At 65.5% G+C, this 23,367-nt stretch carries 18 protein-coding genes; 11 read left to right on the top strand and 7 right to left on the bottom strand.

The window, feature by feature from the left end; all coding sequences use genetic code 11:
* Positions 1 to 10 precede the first annotated feature (10 nt).
* From MJ122_RS08405 to MJ122_RS08395, 3 genes are all read right to left on the bottom strand, one after another.
* Complete coding sequence (locus MJ122_RS08405) at positions 11 to 1,114, bottom strand: AI-2E family transporter (RefSeq protein WP_239743678.1); 1,104 nt, start codon at positions 1,112 to 1,114, stop codon at positions 11 to 13.
* An 11-nt stretch (positions 1,115 to 1,125) separates the two neighbouring features.
* The gene (locus MJ122_RS08400) at positions 1,126 to 2,982 is read right to left on the bottom strand and encodes a monovalent cation:proton antiporter-2 (CPA2) family protein (RefSeq protein ID WP_239743675.1); all 1,857 of its coding nucleotides are present in this window, start codon (positions 2,980 to 2,982) and stop codon (positions 1,126 to 1,128) included.
* Positions 2,983 to 3,304: 322 nt separating this feature from the next.
* Complete coding sequence (locus tag MJ122_RS08395) at positions 3,305 to 4,027, bottom strand: hypothetical protein (RefSeq protein WP_239743673.1); 723 nt, start codon at positions 4,025 to 4,027, stop codon at positions 3,305 to 3,307.
* 268 nt (positions 4,028 to 4,295) lie between these two features.
* Between MJ122_RS08395 and MJ122_RS08390 the strand changes: the two genes are divergently transcribed.
* The gene (locus MJ122_RS08390; RefSeq protein WP_239743671.1) at positions 4,296 to 5,132 is read left to right on the top strand and encodes a PhzF family phenazine biosynthesis protein; all 837 of its coding nucleotides are present in this window, start codon (positions 4,296 to 4,298) and stop codon (positions 5,130 to 5,132) included.
* A gap of 335 nt (positions 5,133 to 5,467) precedes the next feature.
* Complete coding sequence (locus tag MJ122_RS08385; RefSeq protein WP_239743910.1) at positions 5,468 to 7,711, top strand: tetratricopeptide repeat protein; 2,244 nt, start codon at positions 5,468 to 5,470, stop codon at positions 7,709 to 7,711.
* A 4-nt stretch (positions 7,712 to 7,715) separates the two neighbouring features.
* On the opposite strand, the gene MJ122_RS08380 is transcribed toward MJ122_RS08385, so the two are convergent.
* The 3 genes from MJ122_RS08380 to MJ122_RS08370 form a co-directional block, all read right to left on the bottom strand.
* Positions 7,716 to 8,732 (bottom strand): AraC family transcriptional regulator, encoded by a 1,017-nt coding sequence (locus tag MJ122_RS08380; RefSeq protein WP_239743668.1) that lies wholly within the window; start codon positions 8,730 to 8,732, stop codon positions 7,716 to 7,718.
* A gap of 56 nt (positions 8,733 to 8,788) precedes the next feature.
* Entirely contained in the window at positions 8,789 to 9,466 is a 678-nt protein-coding gene (locus MJ122_RS08375) for a DUF3313 domain-containing protein (RefSeq protein WP_239743666.1), read from the bottom strand.
* Between the two features lie 61 nt (positions 9,467 to 9,527).
* Positions 9,528 to 10,781: an outer membrane protein transport protein gene (locus MJ122_RS08370; protein ID WP_239743663.1), complete on the bottom strand. Its 1,254-nt coding sequence runs from the start codon at positions 10,779 to 10,781 to the stop codon at positions 9,528 to 9,530.
* A gap of 357 nt (positions 10,782 to 11,138) precedes the next feature.
* On the opposite strand from MJ122_RS08370, the gene MJ122_RS08365 reads away from it, so the two are divergent.
* From MJ122_RS08365 to MJ122_RS08325, 9 genes are all read left to right on the top strand, one after another.
* On the top strand, positions 11,139 to 12,119 hold the full coding sequence (locus MJ122_RS08365) for a MoxR family ATPase (RefSeq protein ID WP_239743660.1): 981 nt from the start codon (positions 11,139 to 11,141) through the stop codon (positions 12,117 to 12,119).
* 10 nt (positions 12,120 to 12,129) lie between these two features.
* On the top strand, positions 12,130 to 13,071 hold the full coding sequence (locus MJ122_RS08360) for a DUF58 domain-containing protein (RefSeq protein WP_239743657.1): 942 nt from the start codon (positions 12,130 to 12,132) through the stop codon (positions 13,069 to 13,071).
* Positions 13,068 to 13,565, top strand: a complete 498-nt coding sequence (locus MJ122_RS08355; protein ID WP_239743653.1) for a DUF4381 domain-containing protein — start codon at positions 13,068 to 13,070, stop codon at positions 13,563 to 13,565. The genes MJ122_RS08360 and MJ122_RS08355 overlap by 4 nt, the downstream gene beginning before the upstream one ends.
* Complete coding sequence (locus MJ122_RS08350; protein ID WP_239743650.1) at positions 13,552 to 14,559, top strand: VWA domain-containing protein; 1,008 nt, start codon at positions 13,552 to 13,554, stop codon at positions 14,557 to 14,559. The genes MJ122_RS08355 and MJ122_RS08350 overlap by 14 nt, the downstream gene beginning before the upstream one ends.
* Positions 14,559 to 16,133, top strand: coding sequence for a VWA domain-containing protein (locus tag MJ122_RS08345; protein ID WP_239743647.1), 1,575 nt, complete (start codon positions 14,559 to 14,561; stop codon positions 16,131 to 16,133). The genes MJ122_RS08350 and MJ122_RS08345 overlap by 1 nt, the downstream gene beginning before the upstream one ends.
* Positions 16,130 to 17,458 carry a hypothetical protein gene (locus tag MJ122_RS08340; protein WP_239743645.1) on the top strand — a complete coding sequence of 443 codons (1,329 nt, stop codon included), beginning with the start codon at positions 16,130 to 16,132 and terminating at the stop codon, positions 17,456 to 17,458. Before MJ122_RS08345 ends, MJ122_RS08340 begins: the two co-directional genes overlap by 4 nt.
* 14 nt (positions 17,459 to 17,472) lie before the next feature.
* Positions 17,473 to 18,468: an HAD family hydrolase gene (locus MJ122_RS08335; RefSeq protein WP_239743642.1), complete on the top strand. Its 996-nt coding sequence runs from the start codon at positions 17,473 to 17,475 to the stop codon at positions 18,466 to 18,468.
* Positions 18,469 to 18,577: 109 nt separating this feature from the next.
* Positions 18,578 to 20,152 (top strand): arylsulfatase, encoded by a 1,575-nt coding sequence (locus MJ122_RS08330; protein ID WP_088421782.1) that lies wholly within the window; start codon positions 18,578 to 18,580, stop codon positions 20,150 to 20,152.
* 124 nt (positions 20,153 to 20,276) lie between these two features.
* Positions 20,277 to 22,787, top strand: coding sequence for a fused MFS/spermidine synthase (locus MJ122_RS08325; protein WP_239743640.1), 2,511 nt, complete (start codon positions 20,277 to 20,279; stop codon positions 22,785 to 22,787).
* 31 nt (positions 22,788 to 22,818) lie between these two features.
* On the opposite strand, the gene MJ122_RS08320 is transcribed toward MJ122_RS08325, so the two are convergent.
* Entirely contained in the window at positions 22,819 to 23,349 is a 531-nt protein-coding gene (locus tag MJ122_RS08320; RefSeq protein ID WP_088421780.1) for a hypothetical protein, read from the bottom strand.
* Between the last annotated feature and the right edge of the window lie 18 nt (positions 23,350 to 23,367).

Raw genomic sequence — 23,367 nt, 5'->3', positions numbered from 1 at the left:
GTTCTCGCGATCATTCGGCCGGAGTGGCGGGCTTGTCCAGCTTCGGCACCTGCTGGTCGACCCATTGCCAGAACAGCTTGTAGGTCACGGCGAGGATCACCGGGCCGATGAACAGTCCGATGATGCCCTTGACGACCATGCCGCCGAGGGCGCCGATCAGCACCACCGGCATTGGCACGTCGACACCGCGGCCAAGCAGCAGCGGCTTGAGCACGTTGTCGGCGAGACCGGCGACGAAGATATAGATGGCGAACACGATGGTGGTGCCGGTGAAGCCTTCGGTACTCAGCACGTAGATGATCACCGGCAGGGTAATCAGGCTCGCTGGCGCCTGGGCGATGCCCAGCACCAGCACGATCAGGGCCAGGATGCCTGCCCCCGGCACGCCCTTGATCACGAAGCCGATGCCGATCAGCAGCATCTGGATGAGGGCGATGCCGATCACGCCCAGGGCGACCGCCCGGATGGTGGCGGTGCACAGCGCGGAAATGTGCAGGCCGCGTTCCGCGCCGGAAATCCGCATGGCGATGCGCTGCGCGGCAATGGTGCCCATCTCGCCGAAGGCCATGATGATGCCGGAGATGATGATCGCCCCGATGAACAGCAGGAAAGCGCCGCCGGCGCTGGCGGCCGCGCCCAGCAACATGCGTCCGGCGTCCTTGATGTTGGGCATGAGGCTGCGCAGTACATCGCTGAGGCTGTTGGAGGCGGCGAGCCAGAAGTCATAGACGCGCGGGCCGATCAACGGCCATTCGGCCACCGATGGCGAAGGCGCTGGCACGCTCAAGGTACCGCTCTTGAGGATGGCGCCGACGCTGTCGACAGAGTCGGCGATGGACGTCGCCATCAGGTAGATCGGCGCTATCAGGACCAGCAGCACGAACAGCACGATCAGCGTCGCGGCGTGGCCGTCCTTCAGCCCGGTGCGCGCCTTCACCCAGCGCAGCACGGGGTAGAGGGTGACCGCGAGGATCACCGACCAGAGCATCAGCTCCAGGAACGGTTGGAACACTTCGAAGGAGAAGATCACCAGCGCGGCCACCAGCCCCGCCTTGATGAGAATGTCGAGCATGCCCTGGGAGAGGGCGCCGTCGAGCTTGAATCCGGGTTGCATGGCTTTTCTCCTCAGGCGGGACGGTCTATGCGCGGGTCGGCGCCTGGCTGGGGGTGTTCGTGGGGCTGTTCGTGGGACTGTCGGGAGTCTTGCTTGGCGGCCGGCGTAACACCGGCAGGAACGCCGCTTGAGCCATCGTCGTCAAAGCGGCCGCCCGGCTCGTCGTCACGACCCTGGCGATGCAGTTCGAGCAGCGATTGCACTTCCTGCTGCTGATAGCGGCGAACCCAGGTGGCGGCCTGCTGTTCGCTGACGCCCAGTTCGATGAAGGCCCGGCGGGCCATTTCCAGGCTGGAGTGGAAGGTTTCACGAACCGGGTTGGCGCCGCGGTCGAGCAATTGCAGGACCTGCTGACGGTTGAGCGCGCGCGAGATCACGCGGGTCTTCGGGTAGAGGCGGGCAAGGGCGTCCACGGTATCCAGGTTGATCTGCGGGTCGTCGGTGGCGACTATCACCAGCTCCGCCTCGCCGACCTTGGCGGCATGAAGAATTTCCGCGCGCGTCGGGTCGCCGTAATAGACCGGCACGCGACCCTCCTTGCGCTGACGCACCAGGGCGTCCATCGAGGTATCCAGCGCCACCACCGGCACGCCCTGGGCCTGCAACAGGTTGGCGACCACCCGGCCCATGCGTCCCATGCCGGCAATGACCACGCGCGGCTCGTCGCTCACTTCCGGCGGCCCATCCGGCACGGCGCTGGCAGGCGCGTCGCCGCGTATCTGGCGGGCCAGCGCCATCATGACCAGCGGCACCACCGCCATCGACAGGGTGATGACCAGCACCAGCACGTCGTGCACTTGCTGTTCCAGCAGCTGGTGATCCAGGGCCAGCTTGAACACCACGAAAGCGAACTCGCCACCGGAGGCCAGCACCACGCCCAGGCAGATCGCCTCGGAGCGCTGCAAGCCGCCGGTGAAGCGCCCCAGGCCGAACAGCAACGGCAGCTTGATGCCCACCAGCAGCAGCGTCAGCCCCAGCACCAGCAGCGGCGCGCTGATCAGCAGGCTGAGGTCGGCGGTCATGCCCACGCCGACGAAAAACAAGCCGAGCAGCAGGCCCTTGAGTGGCTCGATCTGCGATTCCAGCTCATGGCGGAACTGCGACTCGGCCATCAGCATGCCGGCGAGGAAAGCTCCCAGCGCCATGGAAGCGCCTACATGCTCCATGATCCAGGCGGTGCCCAGTACGACCAGCAGGGCGGTGGCGGTGGAGAGTTCACGCAACCCCGAGCCCATCGCCCAGGTAAACACCGGGCGCAGCAGGTAACGGCCGCCGATGATCACGATGCCGATACCCACGGCGACCGTCAGCAGTGGGCGCACGCCCTCGTCGGACGGATCGCCGCTGCCTGCCAGCAACGGCACCACGGCAATCAGCGGAATGGCCGCGATGTCCTGGAACAGAAGAATGCCCACGGCCAGCCGGCCATGGGGTTTGCCCAGCTCCTTGCGCTCGGCGAGCACCTGCAGGCCAAAGGCGGTGGAGGAGAGCGCCAGGCCCACGCCCAGCACCACGGCAGCGGCAGGCGACTGGCCGAACAGCAGGAAGGCGATCAGCCCGAGCACCAGGGCGGTCAGGCCCACTTGCAGCGATCCCACGCCGAACAGCGAGCGGCGCATCATCCACAGGCGGCGCGGGGAGAGCTCCAGGCCGATGATGAACAGCAGCATCACCACGCCCATCTCCGAAAGGCGGCCGACGTTCTCCGGATGGCTGACCAGGCCCAGCGCGGACGGGCCGATCAGGATGCCGGCCAGCAGGTAGCCCGGCACGGCGCCCAGCTTCAGGCGCTGCGCCAGGGGGACGAGAATGACGACTGTCAGCAGGAAAATTACCGTCGCCTGCAGCAGGCTCCCGTCATGTGGCATGGATCAGCCCTCTTGTGATTCCTTGCGGGCCATTGGGGGCCCTGCCCATTGCGTCCGACGCGGATTTCTCCCGCCGGCTGATTTGTGGCTGCCACGTCACCCGCGCTCCCTGGAGGCTTGAACGAAAAGAGAGCAGGGGCTTGTATCTGTACCGAACCGGTCAGGCACTCGCTGCAAACGGGCGCCTCCCTAAGGGCCCCGTCATGTGGTGAAAGGTGTGAACTGAGTATGGGCGATTCGTAGCTTTTTGCCGGCCGGGGAGAGTAAGTCGATCTCGCTGCTGAAGAAACACAACATCAGCAGATTCAAATACTTACGAGGGCTAGAACTTCCAGATAGGGCCGTAGGTGCCGAAGCAGGCATTCGATAGCGCTTGCGGACGAACACCGTGGGTTTCGTAGCCACCATATTCGTTGATTTCCAGGGTCAGCTGCGGTGTGAGTTCTCGGCCGCTCTTGAGGCGGACGCTATCGAAGACCTGCAGCTTCTTTCCGGTATTGACGACGCTGGTTTCCATCCAGGCATCAGGCGTGCTGGCTTCGTCCAGACGTGCGAGCAATGCGTTGTAGAGCGGCAGGTAGCGACCGTCGGGAGCCTTGCAGTCGATGTTGATCTTCCTGACCAGGGCCTCGGCTTCGGCGGAGCTGAAAAACAGTCGACCACCGAAATCGCGTTGCAGCTTGCCGACGTAGGTGTCGTCGCTGGCCGGGACGCTTTTGGGTGTTTGTGCAGCAATTTCCGCCAGGCAGGACTGCCGCCTTTTATAAAAAGTGTGCGAAACCCGAACACCGGTGGGCTTGTAGACGGCCGAGGTGATGAGCACATCGCCGTTTGCGCTCATGTGTTCGCCATCGGCAACGTAATCGCCGCTGTTGCCCCAGACTCCATCCGGCAGCCCGTTGGGCCATTCGACGCAACTCGCCGGAGAAGTATCGCGGCGCAACTCGAACACCGAACCTTGGAGGAAGGCCTCCGGGCTTTGGGCAACAACGAGAAATGGAGTCAGCGACAGGCAGGAAGCAATCAGCAGGCGAATCCGATTCAAGAAGTGTCTCCTTGTTGCCTGGAGGAGTTCCGGCAGGCGCTACGCAGCAAAGGATAGTCGGGCTTCAGCCAGATGCTGTTCGAAGTTGGCGTTTCTGAAGCTGATGCGCAAGCCGGCTTGGAAGTGGTGACTCAAGCGTTCCGCTTCTGGCCGATGGCTGCCTGCCCCGGGGAGCTTGCTGCTTCAGGTCCCTTCCATTGGGTTCGCCCAGCGACTAGTCTCGGCCATCCGTTTGGCGGTAGTAAGCCAATATCTTCCAGGAAGTCTGATGCCGCACTCATTGAAGTTCGAACAAGTTGATGTATTTGCTGAGCGCCCTTACGAAGGCAACGCCCTGGCAGTGGTGGTGGATGCCGATGAACTGACAACCGACCAGATGCAGGCGTTTGCCCGGTGGACACAACTCAGTGAGACGACTTTCCTGCTCAAGCCCCAAGCACCGGAGGCGCATTATCGCGTACGCATCTTTACCCCTCTGCGAGAGTTGCCCTTCGCCGGCCACCCCACTCTGGGAAGCTGCCAGGTGTGGCTGAACCAACAAGACAACCTGGAGCCTCACGAGATTATCCAGGAGTGCTCGGCGGGTCTGATTCGTGTACGCAAGCAGGGCCTGCGCTTGGCCTTTTCCGCTCCGCCCCTGCTGCGCAGCGGGCCGCTGGATTCGATGACGTTGCAACTGATCGAGCAGGGGCTGGGCCTCCATGCGGGACAGATTCGCGCCAGCCAATGGGTGGACAATGGTCCCGGCTGGGCGGGCGTGCTGCTGGCAAGCCGCGATGAAGTGCTCGGAATCAGACCCGATTACGCCGCGCTACAAGGGTTGAATGTCGGAGTGATTGCCCCTTGGGCTGGACCGGGGGCCGAAGCAGACGTGGAAGTCAGGACATTCATGGGCGAAGAATGCAACGAGGACTCCGTCACGGGAAGCCTCAACGCAGGCCTTGCTCAGTGGCTGATCGGTGCCGGAGTCCTCAGCAATCTCTACACGGTCAGCCAGGGGACCGCAGTCGGGCGCCGCGGGCGACTACAGATCGAAAGCGACAACGGGACCATCTGGGTCGGCGGAGAGGTTCAACCCTGTATTTCCGGCATAGCCGTCTTCTGACACGCGATCGAGAATCGCTGGCGGATTCTGCCTGTTTACTTGTGCTCGGCTGCTGCCCTGAGGAAAAGGCAGCCACCGAGCTCTATTTTCGCCAGCATGTATACGGCCTGCCGAGGGCGCAAGCCGGGGCGATTTCCATAAATTCGATATGACGCTGTGCAGAGCCTGTTTGGCGTAACTACGCTTGAGTCGCAATCAAACGAAGTCGCTGGGCTGCGATGCCAAACAGCGCGAACTCGTCAAACCGCATAGCCCTCATGGCCGATGAGTAAGGAAACCGCGTGCTGCTGCGCTACGTGCTGATGCTGTTGCTGTTGCTGGGCTGTGGTTCCTCGATGGCCGCCACGTCTGGGGCCAAGCCAGGGTTGGCCAAGGATCGCGAGGGATATGCCGATGCGGCCAGTTGCATGGGCTGTCACAAGGAGCAGTCCCGGCAGTGGCAGGCTTCCGATCACGCATGGGCGATGCGCGACGCGACTGCAGCCAATGTCCTGGGCAACTTCGCCAACCAGAGCTTCGAGGAGGCCGGCGTCAGTGCCCGGTTTTACGAAAAGGGAGGGCGTTACTACGTCCGCACCGAAGGGCGCGACGGCAAGCCCGGCGACTTCCCCATTGAGTACACCTTCGGTCATTACCCGCTGCAGCAGTACCTCGTGGCGTTCCCCAATGGTCATCTGCAGGCACTGACCATCGCCTGGGATAGCCGGCCGAAGGAGGCCGGTGGGCAGCGCTGGTTCTCGCTCTATCCCGGACAGCGCTTCGAGCCGGATGATGCATTGCACTGGACCGGCCGCTTCCAGAACTGGAACGCGATGTGCGCCGATTGCCACTCGACCCGGCTGATGAAGCACTATGAGGACAAGACCGATTCCTTCGCCACCACCTGGCAGGAGAAAACGGTGGGCTGTCAGGGCTGCCACGGCCCTGGCCAGGCTCATGTCGACTGGGCGAAGCAGAGCAAGAGCGCAATCAGGACCTATGCCTCGGCGACGGACATTGGCCTGCCGTTCGACTTCAAGTCGCTGGGGAGCAAGGAGCAGGTGGGCCAATGCGCCTTCTGCCACAGCCGCCGGCAGACGCTTGGTGTAGGCCAGCAGCCAGGGCACCCACAATTGGATACGTCGCTGCCGGCGACTCTGCGCGCGGGGTTGTACCACGCGGACGGGCAGATCGATGGCGAAGTCTACGAGTTCGGCTCATTCAGCCAGAGCAAGATGTACGCGGCCGGAGTGGCCTGCACCGATTGCCACAATCCACACTCTGGCAAGGTACGCATCGAGGGTAATGGCCTGTGCCTGCAGTGCCACAACGCCAACCCGCCGGTTGCGCGCTTCCCCAGTCTGCAGGCGAAGAATTACGACAGCCCTGAACACCATCATCATCCGCCGGGATCGCCTGGGGCCCAGTGCGTCAATTGCCACATGGCCAGCAAGACCTACATGGTGGTCGACCCGCGTCGTGACCATGACTTCCGTCTGCCGCGTCCGGACCTGGCCGAGCAGACGGGGGCGCCCGATGCGTGCACGGCCTGCCACCGCGACCAGAAACCGGCCTGGGCCGCCAAGGCCATCGATGGGTGGTTTGCCTCGCCGAAACGACCGAAACACTATGGCGAGTCCTTCCATGCTGCGCGCATGGGCGACCCCGCTTCGGTGAGCCTGCTGGGCGCGGTGATCGCTGATATCGGTAGTGCGCCCATCGTTCGGGCGACTGCCGCGCAGCGCCTGGTCGAACTGGGGCAGCCCGGGCTGACGACCCTGCGCTGGGCGCTCAATGATGACAGCGCCCTGGTTCGCGCCTACGCGATTCCCGGCTTCGCTCGTCTGCCGCCTGATGCCCGTGTCAGGCTGTTGCTTCCCCAACTGGAAGACAGCACTCTGGCTGTCCGCGATGAGGCGGTCAAGGCGTTGGCCGATGTGCCGATCGAGTCCTTCCCCGCCGAGCGCCGCGCGGCGTTTTCCGGTCAGTTGGCGGACTACGAGAGGCGCCTGCGTGGTAATGCCGACCTGCCCGGCGGGCGCCTGAACCTTGCCGTCTTCCTGCAGCGTCGCGGGGAGACCGCGCAGGCTATCGAGCAATACCAGCAAGCCTTGCGCCTGGATGCGCACTTCATCCCTGCGCGGGTGAATCTGGTGACGCTCTACAGCGGATCCGAGCAGAGTGGCAAGGCGGAGCAGCTGCTGCGTGAGGGGCTCGCCCTGGAAGGGCTGCCAGCCACCGATCACGGCAATCTGGCCTACATGCTGGCGCTGTTGTTGGTGGAGCACGGCAATCCTGAGGAAGGCGTGAAATGGATGTCCACGGCCGCCGATGAGCTGCCGGGCAATGCCCGCGTTCGCTACAACCAGGGCCTGTTGCTGGCGCAGTTGCGGCGACCGGACGAGGCGGCGGGAGCATTGGCCAAGGGACTGGAAAGCTCGCCTGATGATCCGGACCTGCTCTATGCGCTGATCTACCTGCATACCTCGGCGGGCCAGCTGGAACAGGCCAGGGGCTATGTGCAGCGTTTGCAGCGGGTTGCGCCGAACGACCCTCGACTCGAGCCGATCAACCGGCAGTGGGGCAACCCAGCACAATAAGGGTTCAGCGGGGCGCGGATTTGAATCGAGGCTGCGATTGCAGGCGATGCTCGATGGGCGTCATGCCGAACCAGCGGTGATGGGCTCGGCAGAAAGAGGTCGTCCGCCTGTACCCCAGCTCGGCGGAAATCTGCGCAACGGTCAAGCCGGTTTCGCGCAGCAGCTGGGCTGCCTGCTGCCGACGGATGCCATCGACACGGTCCTCGAAGTCAACTCCGCTGCTTGCCAGGCGTCGTTGCAGCGTTCGGGAGTTCATGCCCAGCAGGCGCGCCACTTCCTCGAGCGAGCAACGACTCCTGGGCAGCAGCGCCTGGATGTGGCGCTGCAGCTGAAGGAAGAGATTGTCCTCCGGGGTGCAGTGGGCATCCAGGTAGAACCTTACGATTTCATGCAGCGTGGCATCGGCCTGGTTACAGGGGCGTCTCAGGTCCGAGGTACGCAATACCAGGGCGTTGTGATCCTGGGCGAAGCTCACCGGGCAATTGAAATAGCGCTGGTAGGCTGCCAGGTCGCCCAGTGGCTGATGCCGGAACAGGACCGCCTGCGGGCTGAACGACGCGCCGAGCAGTTCTGCGATTATCAGCCGGCCATGCAGCACCGACTTCTCGACGATCTGCGGTATCTGCGTACTGCAGGGCAGGGCGTTGTCGAAGTACAGCAGCGCGCGACCGTTGCGCTGTTCCAGCCGGTAGTGAATGGAGGGGCTGTAGAGTCCCATGTAGCGCAACACAGCGACCAGGGCGTCGCCGACAGTGGCAGCCGTGCGGGCAAGGTGCTGGAGCGGGCCCAGCAGGGTCGAGCCCTGCCGGGTGGCCAGTTCCAGTCCGAGCGCGGGCATCTGCAAGGCCCCTGAACTGGCTTCGAAGATCTGCACCAGGCTCTTGTAGGAGAGGGTTTTCTCGTAGTCGCCGACCACATCCAGGCTGACCCGGTGCGGGGAAAGATGGTCGCGCAGTGACGCTCCTCGCTCGGCGAGCAGTTCGCCGAACTGCAGGAAGGCGGTTCCGCGGATGCTGTCCATGGCTTTCTCCGCAACAGGGTGGTACGAAACGGGCGCCTGCCACGGCGCCCTGTCGATCACTTGTGCTTGAGCTGTTCGAAGGATTTGAGCATGTCCCGTGCCCAGCCATCGAGCACCGCCTTGGCGTCATTGGCCGTCATGACCTGGGAGGAGTTCTCCAGTTCCGTGCCGGCACCCTTGCGAACCACTTCGGCGACCACGCTGCCGTCGCTGCCGCTGAGGAATGCGGCCTCGGTGGCGATGCTGGTGTCCTGGTCGCGAATCCCCGTGGCGGTGCTGACTCCCGCGGCGATCAGTGCGATAGGGATCACCTCATAAGGTTGCAGACCTTTGGTGGAGGCGCTGACGGCGGTGATCGCGGGGCGAACGATCAGTACGCCCGGGCCGGGGCCGGGGCCGCTGGCCAGGGGCAACGCCTTGGCGAACTGGGTTTGCAGGGCCTGGTCATAGTATTTCGTGATGCCGTCCAGGGTGCTCTGGGGAATCTTCTCGGTCGGCTGCGGCTGCGGGTACAACTGGCTCGGTTCGACGTACACGCTGGTGAACTGGCTGACGTCGATGCCCGGTTTTATCCAGCGCATCACTGCGGCTCCCGAGGGCGATTTTTCTTCCTTGAGTACGCTGTAGTCCTTGAGGAAGCCAGAGTACTGTTCAGGTTCCACGTACTTGCTTGAACAGCCGGACAGCATCAGGGATGCCAGGCACAGCGAGACCGCTAACGACTTCAACTGCATGGAGTTGCTCCTTGTGTTCGAGACGGCTGGTAGGTTGGCTTATGGAATTTCTCGCCCGGCGCTAGAAGCGCCAGGTGACACCTGCGCCCAGTACATGCAGCGCGGCATCCTTGTAGGTACCTGACAAGGTGTTTCCGGATCGTGACTTGGTCTGTTCGACATCCAGGTCGCCCAGCCACATGAGCGTATAGGCGGCATGCACGTCCATGCCGTCACCCAGGTCGTAGTTGACGCCCGTGGCCAGGCGCCAGATGGCCCCGGCGGGGTTGTCCACGGTGCGATCGCTGTCGTCGACCATGGCGCTGTCGTAGCCCACGCCCATGCTCCAGCGCAGTCGAGGGGTGTACTGGTACTGCGCGCCAACGGAGGCGTGCCAGGAGTCCTTGTACTGGCGGTCCGCCGTCGTACTGGTTCCGGCGTTGTCGGTGTCCACTTCGACGCCGATCTTCCCGAAGTCGCTCCAGTCCTGCCAGCCCAGGCTCCCCAGCAACGTCCATTGCGCGTCCAGTTCGTGGGCCACGCTGAACAGGACGGTCTGCGGGATATTCATGTCCAGCTCCAACTGATCGACGCTGGTGCGACGCAGGGCCGCGTTGAGCAGTGGGTTGCTGATGTTCTTGAGCTCCGGGCGATCCTCGAACTCGAACTTCACCTTGCTGGTATACGCAAGCCCCAGTCGTGTCTGGGCAGTGAGGTGGTAAAGCAGGCCGATGTTGAAGCCGGCGGCCACGTCGGTATCCTTGTAGCGCAGTTGACCGTCCGGGCGATCCACCAGACCCAGCACGCTGTTGTTCACGGCCACCTCGGTACGGTAGTAGCCATAGACGATACGCGGGCCGATGCCGATGGACAGGTCGTCGGTGAACTTGTGCGCGAGGGTCGGCTGGAAGGAGACGCCGATCAGCGTGGATTCCTGGGTGAAATAGCGGCCAGCCCAGTCATCGTCGTAGTCCACGGCCAGGCCGAAATTGCCGTAGGTGCCAAAGCCGATGGCGCTGCGCTCATCGATCTGGTGGCTGATGAAGAAGCTTGCGCCGGGCAGGTACTCCAGGGCATTGCCGCCTTCGTTGCCGCTGAACTGGTTGTCTGCATCGCGGGAGAACTGGTAGTGGCCGAAGATCACCTGGCCATTGAGATTCACCTGGGTGCCCTTGAGCTCGGTAATGCCGGCGGGGTTGCTCATCAACACGCTCGGGTCCCGGGCCAGAGCCGCGGCGCCGGCGTTGGCCAGCCCGTTGCCTTCCTGGCCAGCTTCATAGATCAGCAGGTCGGCGGCGCGAGCATCGACGCCTGCCAGGGCAAGGGCAGAAAGCATGAGGGCTGTCGCGAGGGGGCAATAGCGTGATGCAGACTTGTTGTGCATGGGCTTCCTCTGCCAAAGCGTGTGGGCGCACGCGTTGAATCGTGTTCCGCAGTGGCGCTTTCCCCCGGCACCGCTGAACTCCCCGAGGCTTGCGCGGTGACGTAGAGCAGCCTAGATGCTGCCTGCAGTTGTGCAACCGCGGCGGTGTCGTTCCTGCTGTCGTGCTGTTCATTTCACGACACGTGCCATCATGGCGCGGCATTTCACAGAAGCTACAGTTACCTCGCAGGCCGAGGCACGGCAGTGTGCGGAGGCAGCTCCAGCACGCCTACGGCAGGGAAACCAATCGACGGAACAAGGAACCAGCCCGTGTCCACGCGTGAACAGATTGCAGGCCTGGAAGGCGCCGTGTCGGCGCAGGTACTGGGTCAGGAAGAAACCGTCCGGCATATCCTGCTGGGTCTCCTGGCCAATGGTCATGTCCTTCTGGAAAGCCTTCCGGGTCTGGCCAAGACCCGTACCGTGAAGGCTCTCTCGAAGCACCTCGATGCGCGCATGAGCCGCGTGCAGTTCACCCCCGACCTGCTGCCGTCGGATATCACCGGCGCCGAAATCCTCCAGCAGACCGAGCAGGGCAACCAGCTGAAGTTCCAACCGGGGCCGCTGTTCGGCAACGTCATCCTCGCCGACGAGATCAACCGCGCGCCGGCCAAGGTGCAGGCGGCGCTGCTGGAAGCCATGGAGGAACGCCAGATCACCGTGGCCGGGCAGACCCACCGCATGCCGGGGCTGTTCATGGTGCTGGCGACGCAGAACCCGATCGAGCAGGAAGGCACCTATCCTCTGCCCGAGGCGCAGATGGACCGCTTCCTGATGAAGCTGCTGATCGACTATCCCAAGGTCGAGGACGAGTCGCGCGTGCTGCAACTGGTACGCGCCGAGGAGCGCAGCCAGCAGGCTGGTGCGGCGCCTGCGGCAATCACGCCGCTGGCGCAGGAAGCGGTGTTCGCCGCGCGCAAGGAAGTGGGGGACGTGCATGTCTCCGAGGCCATCGACCGTTACCTGATCGACCTGATCAACGCCACGCGCCGCCCGGCCGACTACGACGCCGACCTGGCCCGCTGGCTGAAGGTCGGCGCCAGCCCGCGCGGCGGCATCAGCCTGGACCGCGTGTCGCGCGCCCACGCCTGGATGGCCGGCAACGACTACGTCACGCCCGACGATGTGCGCGCCGTCGTGCACCCGGTCCTGCGCCATCGCCTGCTGCTGTCCTATGACGCGGTGGCCGATGGGGTGGGCGCCGATCAGGTGATCGACCGCCTGCTCGACAAAGTGGCGATTCCGGCCTGAGGAGGCATCCATGGCCGAACCGCAGCCGGTCGCCGATGGTTTCGTCTACGCGTCGCTGGATCAGCTGATGCTCCTGGAACACCGGGTGCGCGGCCTGAGCTTTGTCTCGCGGCAGCCGCTTTCCAGCGTGCTGTCCGGCAGTCATGCGGCGCGCCTGCGCGGCCGCGGGCTGAGTTTCGACGAGCTGCGCCAGTACAACCCCGGCGACGATCTGCGCCACCTCGACTGGCGCGCCTCGCTGCGCTACGGCAAGCCCTTCGTGCGCAGCTACACCGAGGAACGTGACCGTCCGACGCTGCTGCTGGTGGACCAGCGCATGAGCATGTACTTCGGCTCCAGGCGCAGCTTCAAGTCGGTGCTCGCCGCCGAGCTGGCAGCGCTGGGCGCCTGGATGGCGTTGCAGGCCGGCGACCGGGTCGGCGGCCTGGTGTTCGGCGATCAGGCCATCGAATACATCCGCCCCTTGCGCAGCCGGGCGCGGGTGGAAGCGCTGTGCGCGGCCATCGTCCGGCACAACCATGGGCTGCAGGCCACGCGAAGTGACGACGACTGCCCCGGCCAGCTCGACCGCGTCCTGCGCCAATGCCTGGGCGTGGCCGGGCACGACAGCCTGGTGGTGATCATCAGTGACTTCGCCGGCGTCACCGAGCAGACGCTGCAACTGTTGCGGCAGCTGAGCGCGCATAACGATGTACTGGCCCTGCAGGTGTTCGACCCGATTGCCCTGAAACTGCCCGACAGGGGACGGGTGACGGTCACCCAGGGTGAGCTGCAGGTCGAGCTGGAGGTCGGTCGGCGCCAGGTCCAGCGGCCGCTGGGGGAGTTTCTCTCCGGGCGCCTGAAGGATGTGGCGACGCTGCTGCGCCGCAGCCAGGTGCCGCTGATGATGTTCAGCAGCGGCCGCGATGGCCTGGAGCAGCTACGCGGCGAACTGGGGCGCCTGGCGCGATGAGCATTCCCAGCATCGACCAACTCCAGGAATTGCCGGCGCCGCCCTCGGAGGTCAGCTACTGGCCGCAGACCTGGGCCTGGGCGGTGCTTGCCGTGTTGGTGCTGCTGGCCTTGGCGGCATGGGCGGCGTGGCGTTACCGGAAATGGCAGCGTGATCGCTATCGGCGCGAGGCGCTGCTGCTGCTGGATGATCTGAGTGCAGCGCTGGAGGACCCGGCACGAAGGCTGGCAGCACTGCGCCAATTGCCGGCGCTGGTCAAGCGCGTGGCGCTGTCGATGCCCGTCGCAGAAGCCCCGGCCCCCCTGAGCGGCGGCGCCTGGCAGGCGTATCTGCAACGCCGTAGCTCGGTGACGTTGCCGGCGGACCTGGATCAGCGCCTCGCACTGTTGGCCTACGCGCCCGATGCCCGCGTGCAGGCGCTGGGCGAACAGGACGTACGGGCGTTGCTGGCAGCCTGCCGGGTGTGGGTCGAGGTTCACCATGTGGCAGCTTGACTACCCCTGGCTGCTGCTCCTGTTGCCATTGCCCTGGCTCGCCTGGCGCTTCCTGCCGGCCTACCACGAAGCGCGCAGCGCCTTGCGCGTGCCGTTCTTCGCCGCCATGAGCCACGCGGCGGGGCAGGAACCCGGCCGTGGTGGCGCTGCCGGCGGGCGCTGGCAATTGCCGCTCAACCTGCTGGTATGGGGGCTGCTGCTGGTCGCCTGCGCGCGGCCGGTACTGGTGGAGAAACCCATCGAGCGAGAGCAGCCGATCCGCGACCTGATGCTGGCCATCGACATCTCCCAGTCCATGGAGACCAATGACTACCGCGACGCCGCGGGCAACCGCGTGGACCGCCTGAGCATCGTCAAGGGCGTCGTGCGCAACTTCATCGGCCAGCGCAAGGGCGACCGCATCGGCCTGATCGTCTTTGGCACCGGAGCCTTCGCCCAGTCGCCACCCACGCTGGACCACGCCAGCCTGCTGATGCTGCTGGACGAGGTGGGCATCGGCATGGCCGGGCCCAATACCGCCCTGGGCGATGCCATCGGCCTGACCATCAAGCTGCTCGAGAAGGCGCCGGAGCAGCAGAAGGTGCTGATCCTGCTCACCGACGGCAACGACACCGGCAGTGCCATCACGCCCAGCCATGCCGCCGCCATGGCCCAGGAGCGGGGCGTGGTGGTGCACACCATCGGTATCGGCGACCCCGCCGCCAGCGGCGAGGCAAAGGTGGACCTGCAGACCTTGCAGGACATCGCCCGCACCACCGGCGGACGCTTCTTCCGCGCCGGCGACCGCGAGGCGCTGCAGGCGGTCTACGCGACCCTCGACCAGATCACCCCGCACCAGGTGAAAACCCTGAGCCACCAGCCCAAGCGCGACCTGTTCTGGCTGCCGTTGGGCGCTGCACTGTTGTTGCTGCTGGCGGCGCACGTCGCGGCGGCCATCGCCGGCCGGCTGGGAGTGCCGCGCACGACATCCATCGGCCAGGAAGCGGAGGGCTGATGGACATCGACGTCAGCGCCTTCCATTTTCTGCGGCCCTGGTGGCTGTTGCTGCTACTGCCGGGCGTGCTCTTGCCGTGGCTCTGGAGTCGGCGTCACGACCTGGCGCGACGCCTTGACGGGATCATCGCGCCGCATCTGCTGCAGCACCTGGTGATCACCCCGGTCGAGCAGCACCGCGTGCGCCCGGTGCAATGGCTCGGCGCGCTGCTGATGATCGGCGCCGTGAGCGCCTCCGGGCCCACCTGGGAGCAGGACCGTCCGGCCTTCCTGAAGAACCGCGCGCCAGTGATCCTGGCGCTGGACCTGTCGCCCTCCATGGCCGCCAGCGACGTGCCGCCCTCGCGCATCGAGGCGGCCAGGCACAAGCTGCACGACCTCATCGCGCGGCGGCCAGGAAGCTCGACAGCGCTCATCGCCTACGCCGGCAGCGCGCACCTGGTGCTGCCCGCCACCCAGGATGCCGGGTTGCTCGACAGCTTCCTGCAGGCGCTGGCGCCCGGCCTGATCCAGCGCAGCGGCAAGGATGCGCTGGGTGCCATCGAGATCGCCAAACGCCTGCTGGCCGCCGAGCAGTCGCCCGGCACCCTCGTGCTGCTGACCGATGGCGCGGACAAGGCGCAGTTCGACGCCATCGACAAGGCACTGCGTGGCACTGATCTGCAAGTGCTGGTGCTGGCGGTCGGCAGCCAGGATGGCGGACTGCTCGCCGGCAGCCAGCAGGATGCCGCCGGCCGCCCGTTGCTTGGCACGTTCGATGCGCAAGGGCTGAAAGACCTGGCGGACGCCGCCGATGCGCCGCTGGGCAGCCTGACCCTGAACGACGATGACCTGGACTGGATCGAGCTGCACGCCCAGCAGCACTTCCAGGCCGCCCAGGGCGATGAGCAACAATTGCACTGGAAGGACGCTGGCTACTGGCTGTGCTGGCCGGTGCTGTTGCTGGCGCTGTTAAGCGTGCGCAAGGGCTGGAAGGTGCATTGGCTGAGCGCTTTGCTGCTGGCTGTCAGCCTGGGCGGACTACCGCAGCCGGCCCGCGCCGGGGCGCTGGCCGATGCCTTCTTCACGGCCGATCAGCAGGGGCGCTGGGCGTTCGAGCACGGGCACTATCCGCAGGCAGCAGCGCACTTTCGCGATCCCTTCTGGAAAGGCCTGGCCGCCTACCGCGCGGCGGACTACGAACTGGCCCTGGCCAGCTTCGCCCGCCTGGATTCGGCGCAGGCGTATTTCTACCTGGGCAATACCTACGTGCGCCTGTCGAAGTTCGATCAGGCCATCGGCGCCTATCAGCAGGCCCTGGCGCGCCAGGCGGAGTTTCCCGCCGCCACGGCCAATCTCGCGCTGGCCCAGGCCCTGGCGAAGGATCGCGAGGACCAGCAGCAGGCCGGCCCGCCCGACGAGAAGCCCGACCAGGAAGTCTTCGACAACAACGGCGGCAAGGGCAGGGACGTGCCGCGCAGGGGGCAGCAGGCCGAGTCGGACGAACAATGGCTGAACAACCTGAGCACCTCGCCGGCGCAGTTCCTGCGCCGCAAGTTCCTGTTGCAGGACGCGGCGACGGGGGCGGGACCATGAAGCGCGCACTGGCGTTTTTCCTCCTGTGCCTGCCGTTGTTCGGGCTGGCGGCGGAGCCGCAGGTGAAGGTCCGTGCCGATCTGCAACCGGGCGACTCGGTGATGGTGGGCGGCACACTGACGCTGCAGATCGATCTGCTGGTGGACACCTGGTTCAGCCAGCCGCCGCAGCTGCCGCCGCTGAAGCTGGCCGGCGCGGTGGTCTCCGAGCCTGCCAGCGAGGCCTCGCACCTCAACGAGAAGATCGACGGCCAGGCTTTCTTCGGTTTGCGCTATCGCTACCAGATCACCCCGCAGGTGGCACGCAACTTTGATATTCCGCCACTGGATATCCTGGTGCAGCCGGGGCAGGGCAGTGGCCCGATGCCGGTGCGCAGCCCGGCGCTGCACTTCACCGCCCGGCAGCCGGCAGGCGCGGACGCGGCGGCGGGGCAGCGGCTGGTGGCCAGCCAGATCTCCATCAGCCAGGAACTCAAGGCATCCCACGAACCGCTGCGGGTCGGGGACAGCGTGACGCGCACGCTGCGTGTCCGCGCGCAGGGCGCCCAGGCCATGCTGATTCCCGCCCCTGTCTTCACCGACGTGGACGGGCTGCGCCGCTATGTGCAAGCGCCGACCGTGCAGCCGCTGAGCGATGGCCGTGGTGGCGTCCTGGGGGGCGAGCGCATCGATGCGGTGACCTACGTGGTCAATCGCGCTGGAGACTTCCAACTGCCCGCCATCGCATTGCACTGGTGGGCGGCGGACAGCGGCGAGCCGCGCTCGGCCTCGGTGCCGGCATTGACGTTGTCGGCCCAGGCGGCTGCGGTTTACCAGGCGCCATTTTCCATCAGCGACGACCTGCGCGAGCTCGGCCGCAAGGCGCAGGTGCGCATCGCCGGCCACTGGCTGGCCCTGGCCGCCGCATTGCTGGTGCTGGTCGGCCTCGGCTTGGCCGTCCGCAATTGGGGCGGCGCGCTGAGCGCCCAGGCGAAAAACGCCTGGCAGCGCCACCGTCAGGCTTGGCGCGAGTCCCCCGCTTACGCCTGGCGACAGGTGCGCCGCCAGCTCAAGGGCGAGCCGCCGCAAGTGGGGGCGCTTTACCTTTGGCTTCGCCGGACAAACGGTTGTCGTGAAATGAGTACGGCAATGGCTGAGCGTTCCGTCAGATCCGGCAATCCTTTGCTAGCTTTTCTCAGGGCCCGTTACGCGCGCCCGGGCCAGGGCGCACAGCCGGGCGCTGCGTCTGCGCAATTGATCCAGGCACTACCGGAAATCCACCGGGAGATTGGCCACGGCAAGCAGAAGACTTCGCCGGCCCACGCTCTCAAACCGTTGAATCCGTGATCCAGGGATGTGACATGCCTTCGAACCTCGCTCGCCCCATCGCCCGCTGGATGCTCCTGCTGCTTTGGCTGCCGTTGCTGGCCCGGGCCGCCGGGGAGCTGCCATCCTGGAACGACGGGCCTTCACGGCAGGCGATCAGCGGATTTGTTGAAGCCGTGACCCGCGACGGCAGCAAGGACTTCGTGCCGCCAGCCGAACGCATTGCCGTGTTCGACAACGACGGCACCCTGTGGAGCGAGCAACCGATGTACTTCCAGGTGCTCTTTGCCCTGGACGAGGTGAAGCGCCAGGCGCCGCAGCATCCGGAATGGAAGCAGAAGCAGCCGTTCAAGGCGGTGCTCGAAGGCGACCAGAAGACCCTGGCGGCCAGCGGCATGAACGGCATCCTGGCGATAGTCGCGGCGACGCATTCAGGCGTGAGCACCGACCAATTCATCGCCAACGCCCGCCGCTGGCTCGCCAGCGCCAAGCACCCGAGTAGCGGCAAGCCGTACACCGAGATGGTCTTCCAGCCGATGCTGGAGTTGCTGGACTACCTGCGTGCCAATGGCTTCAAGATCTACATCGTCTCCGGCGGCGAAGTGGCGTTCATGCGTGCCTTCGCCGAGGAGGTCTACGGCATTCCGCCCGAGCAGGTGATCGGTACCACCCTGCGCAGCCGCTTCGAAGACCGTGACGGCCAGCTGTCGATTCAGCGCCTGCCCAAGCTGGTGCACAACGACGACGGCCCCGGCAAGCCGGAAAGCATCGACAGCATCATCGGCCGCCGGCCCATCCTGGCGTTCGGCAATTCCGACGGCGACCTGCAGATGCTGCAGTGGACCACCGCGGGCAAAGGACTGCGTTTCGCCGGCCTGGTGCACCACACCGATGAAAAACGCGAGTGGGCCTATGACCGGCAGAGCAAGGTCGGGCGCCTGGACAAGGCGCTCGACATCGCCAGGAACAAGGGCTGGGTAGTAGTGGACATGGCAAGGGAGTGGAAGCGGATCTATCCGTTCGATCAATAGCAATCCAACAGACAAACCGCAGGGACACGGGGATTTCCAGCCTGGCAGTCGGCATCTCCAGTGAACGCAGTCGTGGCATACGACCAGTAACTGGAATGGAGAAACACCAATGAAGCGCACGGGAAGATGGATATCGCGGTTCGCCCTCGCGGCGACGGCGATAGTGGGGTGCTCGGTGGCCAGCGCGGCGGACAAGCCGAACATCCTGGTGATATTCGGCGACGATATCGGCCAGACCAACATCAGTGCCTACGCGTTCGGCGTGGTCGGCTACCAGACGCCGAACATCGACCGCATCGCCAAGGAAGGCATGATGTTCACCGACTACTACGCGGAGAACAGCTGCACCGCCGGCCGCTCGACCTTCATCACCGGGCAGTCGATCCTGCGCACCGGCCTCTCGAAGGTGGGCATGCCGGGGGTACCGGTGGGCCTGCAGGACCGTGACGTCACCATTGCCCAGGCGCTCAAGGCGCATGGCTATGCCACCGGGCAGTTCGGCAAGAACCACCTGGGCGACCGCGACGAATACCTGCCGACCAAGCACGGCTTCGACGAATTCTTCGGCAACCTGTATCACCTCAATGCCGAGGAAGAGCCGGAGCGTCCTTACTGGCCCAAGGACGACGAGGCCTTCACCAAGGCCGCCTCGCCCCGTGGCGTGCTGAAGGCCACGGCTGATGGCAAGATCGAGGACACCGGCGCCCTGACCAGCAAGCGCATGGAGACCATCGACGACGACACCACCCAGGCCGCGATCAACTTCATGGACAAGCAGGTCAAGGCCGACAAACCCTTCTTCGTCTGGATGAACACCACGCGCATGCACGCCTTCACCCATGTGCGCGAGTCCATGCAGGGGCAGAGCGGCATGCCGGGCAACGACTATGCCGATGGCATGCTCGAGCACGACGGCGACGTCGGCAAGCTGCTCAAGGCGGTGGATGACCTGAAGATCGCCGACAACACCATCGTCGTCTACACCACCGACAACGGCCCAAACCAGTGGTCCTGGCCGGACGCCGCCACCACGCCGTTCCGCAACGAGAAGAACTCCAACTGGGAGGGCGCCTACCGGGTGCCGGCGATGATTCGCTGGCCGAACCATGTGAAGCCGGGCTCCGTCTCCACCCAGATGTTCTCCGGGCTGGACTGGTTCCCGACCCTGCTGGCGGCCGTTGGCGATACCGACATCAAGGAGCGCCTGCTCAAGGGGGCCGATATCGGCGGCAAGAACTTCAAGGTGCACCTGGACGGTTACAACCAGCTGGACTACCTGACTGGCAAGACCGACAAGAGTGCGCGCCGCGAGTTCTACTACTTCAACGACGAAGCCGAGCTGGTGGGCATGCGTTTCGACAACTGGAAGATCGTCTGGTGCGAACAACGCGCACCGGGTGGTCTGCAAGTCTGGAGCGAGCCCTTCACCTGCCTGCGGGTACCCAAGCTGTTCAACCTGCGCATGGACCCGTACGAGCGGGCTGACGTGGTTTCTGATCAGTACTACGACTGGCTGACCAAGAACGACTACCTGCTGTTCCAGGGCACGCGCAAGGCAGCCGCTTTCCTGCAGACCTTCGTGGATTACCCGCCGAGCCAACGCCCGGCCAGCTTCAGCATCGACCAGATCCGCAAGGACGTGGATGCGAAGATCGAAGCCAAGATGAAGCAGGGCGCCAAGTAGTGAGTGGTAGCCGGGGCGCCTGTAACCAGGCGCCTCTCCCGTCCCCCGCGACAGCCAGGCTGTCGCGGGGGCTTTACTGTCAGACAAGGTTGTTTCGATGCCTTCAGCGGTCAGCTCGTCCCCGATGAACACCCGTCGCGTCAAACCGACGCAATTGCGCTCGCGGCCAGGACTCGCAGCCTGGGTGCCGGCACTGCTGCTGTTTGCTTCGGGCGGATCGGCGTTGGTCTTTCAGGTGTTGTGGGTCAAGCAGCTGTCCCTGGTGGTGGGGGTGGAGGTGTATGCCGTCACCACCGCAATCAGCGCCTTCTTTGCCGGGCTGGCCCTGGGCGGTCTGGCCTTCGGCCGGCTGGCGGACCGCATGGCGCGGCCACTGCGGCTGTATGCCGGTCTTGAATTCCTGGTGGCGCTGCTGGCCGTCGCCGCTACCGTGGCGCTGGCCCATGCCGCCAGCGCCTTTGCATTCCTCGAAGAAGCGTTCGGCCCCCTGGCCTGGGGGCTCCCATTCGGGCTGGTTGGCGTGCCGGCGTTCTTCATGGGCGGCACGCTGCCGGTGCTGGTGCGCGCGCTGGAACCCGCCGAAGGACGGATGGGCCGTGCCGGCGGGGGCCTGTATGCGGCCAACACGGCGGGTGCCATCGCCGGCACGCTGCTGGCAGCTTTTGTGCTGTTGCCCTGGCTGGGCGTGCTGGGCAGCGCCTGCGCGGCGGCGGTGTTCAACCTGTTCGCCGCCGTCGGAGCGCTGCTGATCCGCCAGCAGGCGGCACGGCCCGCCGCGCCCGACGCGCCGGCCGCCGGGCCGCGCAGCCGTGCGGCCCGCCTGGCCATCGGGCTTTACTGCGTCGCCGGTGGCGTGGCGCTGGGTTACGAGGTGGTCTGGACGCAATCCATCGTCCAGTTCATGAGCACCCGCACCTTCGCCTTCGCCGTGGTGCTGGCCACCTACCTCTGCGGCCTGGTGCTGGGAAGCGCCCTGTACGCCCGCCGCGCCGACTCCATCCGTGATCCCTGGGGCCTGTTCGGATTGCTCATCGCTGCGGCGGGGCTGTTGGCCATTGCGCAGATCGCCGGACTCGGCACCTGGCTGATCGGCCTGCAGACCCGCGCCGAATGGCTGGTGATGCAAGCCGGTGGCAGCGAGCTGGCGGGCATGTGCGCACGCTTCGCGGTAGCGGCGCTGTGCGTGGTGTTCCTGCCGACGACCTTGCTGGGCGCGGCGTTCCCCATCGCCTTGCGGCTGTCGGTGGATCGCAACCACGTCGGCCGCGACGTGGGCGTGGTGGTGGCGCTCAATACCCTGGGCGGTATTGTCGGCGTCATGCTGACCGGCTTCGTTCTCGTCCCTGGCCTGGGGCTGGTGCGCACGCTGGCGGTGCTCGGGGCGATGGCCGCCGTTACCGGCCTACTGGCCGTCTGGCTCGGCGAAGGCGTGAGCAGAAAGCTGCGCGTCAGCGTCATCGCCGTGGCGGTGCTGGCCGTGACAATCGGCGCCCTGACGCCGCCGCAGCACTTGGCCGAGCTGATGCCGGGCGCGCGCAACGGCCGGATCGGTTTCTATGCCGAGGGCCGCAGTGGCGTCGTGGCAGTCATCGAGCAGGGCAGGGGCGACAACCGCTTCAACCGCCTCTACATCCAGGGCGTTTCCAACACCGGCGATGCCATGCCCTCGCTGCGCTATATGCGCCTGCAGGCGCTGCTGCCCCTGCTGATCCACAACGGCGAGCCGCGCTCCGCGCTGGTCATCGGTTTCGGTACCGGCATCACCGCCGGGGCGATGTTGCGCTATCGCGACCTGCACCATCCGGTGGTCGCCGAACTGCTGCCGGAGGTGCTGGCCGCCGCGCCGCACTTCAAGGGCAACTTCGATGCGATTCACGACCCGCGCCTGGACGTCCGCCTGCGCGATGGTCGCCGAGAGCTGTTGCGCAGTGCCGAACGCTATGACGTGATCACCCTGGAGCCTCCGCCGCCCTCGGCTGCCGGCGTGGTCAACCTGTACTCGCGGGACTTCTACCAGCTGGCGGCATCGCGCCTGGAAGAGGACGGCATCGTCGCCCAGTGGCTGCCGTTGCCGACGCAGAACGACGAGGAAAGCCGCTCGCTGGTGCGCAGCTTCATCGACGTCTTCCCCTACGCCACGCTGTGGACCACGGAGTTCCACGAGATGCTGCTGGTAGGTTCGCTGCAGCCACTGCACCTGGACGTGACGACCATCCGCCGGCGCTTCGAGCAGCCGGAAGTGGCCGCCGCACTGGGGGAGGTTGGCGTCGACTCGGTCGAAGCCCTGCTGGCCACCTGGGTCACCGACCGTGTCGGGCTGGAGCGCTACGCGGGCGGTGCGCTGCCGGTGACCGACGATCACCCGCGAATCGAGTACGCGCCCTGGGTTCGTCCGAAGGAAATTGCCCGCGTGCTGCCAACCCTGTTGGCCCTGCGCACGGCGCCTCCGCTGGAGAACGCCCTGCCGTCGGTCCAGGCTTCGGTCGACGAGGGCTGGGTGCGACTGCGACGCTTCTACGACCTCAGCCTGCACGCCTACCGAGGCGACCGCCAGGCCTGGGCGCGTGACGCGCGGCAGGTGGCCCTGGATGACGGCGACAACCCCTATTACCGCTGGTTCCTGGGCGCGCCCTGAGGGCCCGCCCGGGCCTGCAACCTGACCCGGCTCACTGAGCCGGGTTGTCGTCCTTGAGACGGGGCGGAAGCGGGCCGAGGAACATCTTCCTCAGGCGCTCATGGCCAATCACCCGTGCCAGCTCCGAGATGACGCAGTACATGAAGATCAGCGTGACCAGCAGTATCTGCACCGCCCAGAAGCGCGGCCAGTTCATCGACGTCCACAGCATGGCATTGGCGTCCAGCAGGCTGGGCGCCTCCTTCCAGTACTCGTAGAGCCGCTCCAGGTAGTGCACGAACAGGGCGACCAGCGCATACATCACGGTCTTCCAGGCGACGTTCCAGATCAGCGGCTTCTCGGGAAAGCGGTTGATGAAGGGCAGCATGTCGGCCACCAGTACCGACTTGCCGAGCACCAGCGAGGCGATCAGTACCGAGGCGGTCACGGGAAGCGGAACGCCGGTGCCCTTGATCATCAGCGCGCGGATGGCGGCGACGATGTGCAGGATGACGAAGAAGAAGAGGGTCGGTGGCAGCGCCTTGATGAACTCGTGTTTTGCCTTCTGCAGTATCGATGCCATGGGGTCACCCTGCGGGTA

The sequence above is a fragment of the Pseudomonas sp. DP-17 genome, assembly GCF_022380625.1.
Classification (GTDB): Bacteria; Pseudomonadota; Gammaproteobacteria; order Pseudomonadales; family Pseudomonadaceae; genus Pseudomonas; species Pseudomonas nitroreducens_A.
The sequence above is the reverse complement of the archived record's forward strand: the minus strand, read 5'-3'. Positions and strand labels throughout refer to the sequence as shown.

Excerpts from the sequence above, each read along its gene's own strand:
- MJ122_RS08405 (WP_239743678.1), bottom strand. The coding sequence starts at position 1,114 with ATGCAACCCGGATTCAAGCTCGACGGCGCCCTCTCCCAGGGCATGCTC.
- MJ122_RS08400 (WP_239743675.1), bottom strand. The coding sequence starts at position 2,982 with ATGCCACATGACGGGAGCCTGCTGCAGGCGACGGTAATTTTCCTGCTG.
- MJ122_RS08390 (WP_239743671.1), top strand. The coding sequence starts at position 4,296 with ATGCCGCACTCATTGAAGTTCGAACAAGTTGATGTATTTGCTGAGCGC.
- MJ122_RS08385 (WP_239743910.1), top strand. The coding sequence starts at position 5,468 with ATGGCCGCCACGTCTGGGGCCAAGCCAGGGTTGGCCAAGGATCGCGAG.
- MJ122_RS08380 (WP_239743668.1), bottom strand. The coding sequence starts at position 8,732 with ATGGACAGCATCCGCGGAACCGCCTTCCTGCAGTTCGGCGAACTGCTC.
- MJ122_RS08375 (WP_239743666.1), bottom strand. The coding sequence starts at position 9,466 with ATGCAGTTGAAGTCGTTAGCGGTCTCGCTGTGCCTGGCATCCCTGATG.
- MJ122_RS08370 (WP_239743663.1), bottom strand. The coding sequence starts at position 10,781 with ATGCTTTCTGCCCTTGCCCTGGCAGGCGTCGATGCTCGCGCCGCCGAC.
- MJ122_RS08360 (WP_239743657.1), top strand. The coding sequence starts at position 12,130 with ATGGCCGAACCGCAGCCGGTCGCCGATGGTTTCGTCTACGCGTCGCTG.
- MJ122_RS08355 (WP_239743653.1), top strand. The coding sequence starts at position 13,068 with ATGAGCATTCCCAGCATCGACCAACTCCAGGAATTGCCGGCGCCGCCC.
- MJ122_RS08350 (WP_239743650.1), top strand. The coding sequence starts at position 13,552 with ATGTGGCAGCTTGACTACCCCTGGCTGCTGCTCCTGTTGCCATTGCCC.
- MJ122_RS08345 (WP_239743647.1), top strand. The coding sequence starts at position 14,559 with ATGGACATCGACGTCAGCGCCTTCCATTTTCTGCGGCCCTGGTGGCTG.
- MJ122_RS08340 (WP_239743645.1), top strand. The coding sequence starts at position 16,130 with ATGAAGCGCGCACTGGCGTTTTTCCTCCTGTGCCTGCCGTTGTTCGGG.
- MJ122_RS08335 (WP_239743642.1), top strand. The coding sequence starts at position 17,473 with ATGCCTTCGAACCTCGCTCGCCCCATCGCCCGCTGGATGCTCCTGCTG.
- MJ122_RS08330 (WP_088421782.1), top strand. The coding sequence starts at position 18,578 with ATGAAGCGCACGGGAAGATGGATATCGCGGTTCGCCCTCGCGGCGACG.
- MJ122_RS08325 (WP_239743640.1), top strand. The coding sequence starts at position 20,277 with ATGAACACCCGTCGCGTCAAACCGACGCAATTGCGCTCGCGGCCAGGA.
- MJ122_RS08320 (WP_088421780.1), bottom strand. The coding sequence starts at position 23,349 with ATGGCATCGATACTGCAGAAGGCAAAACACGAGTTCATCAAGGCGCTG.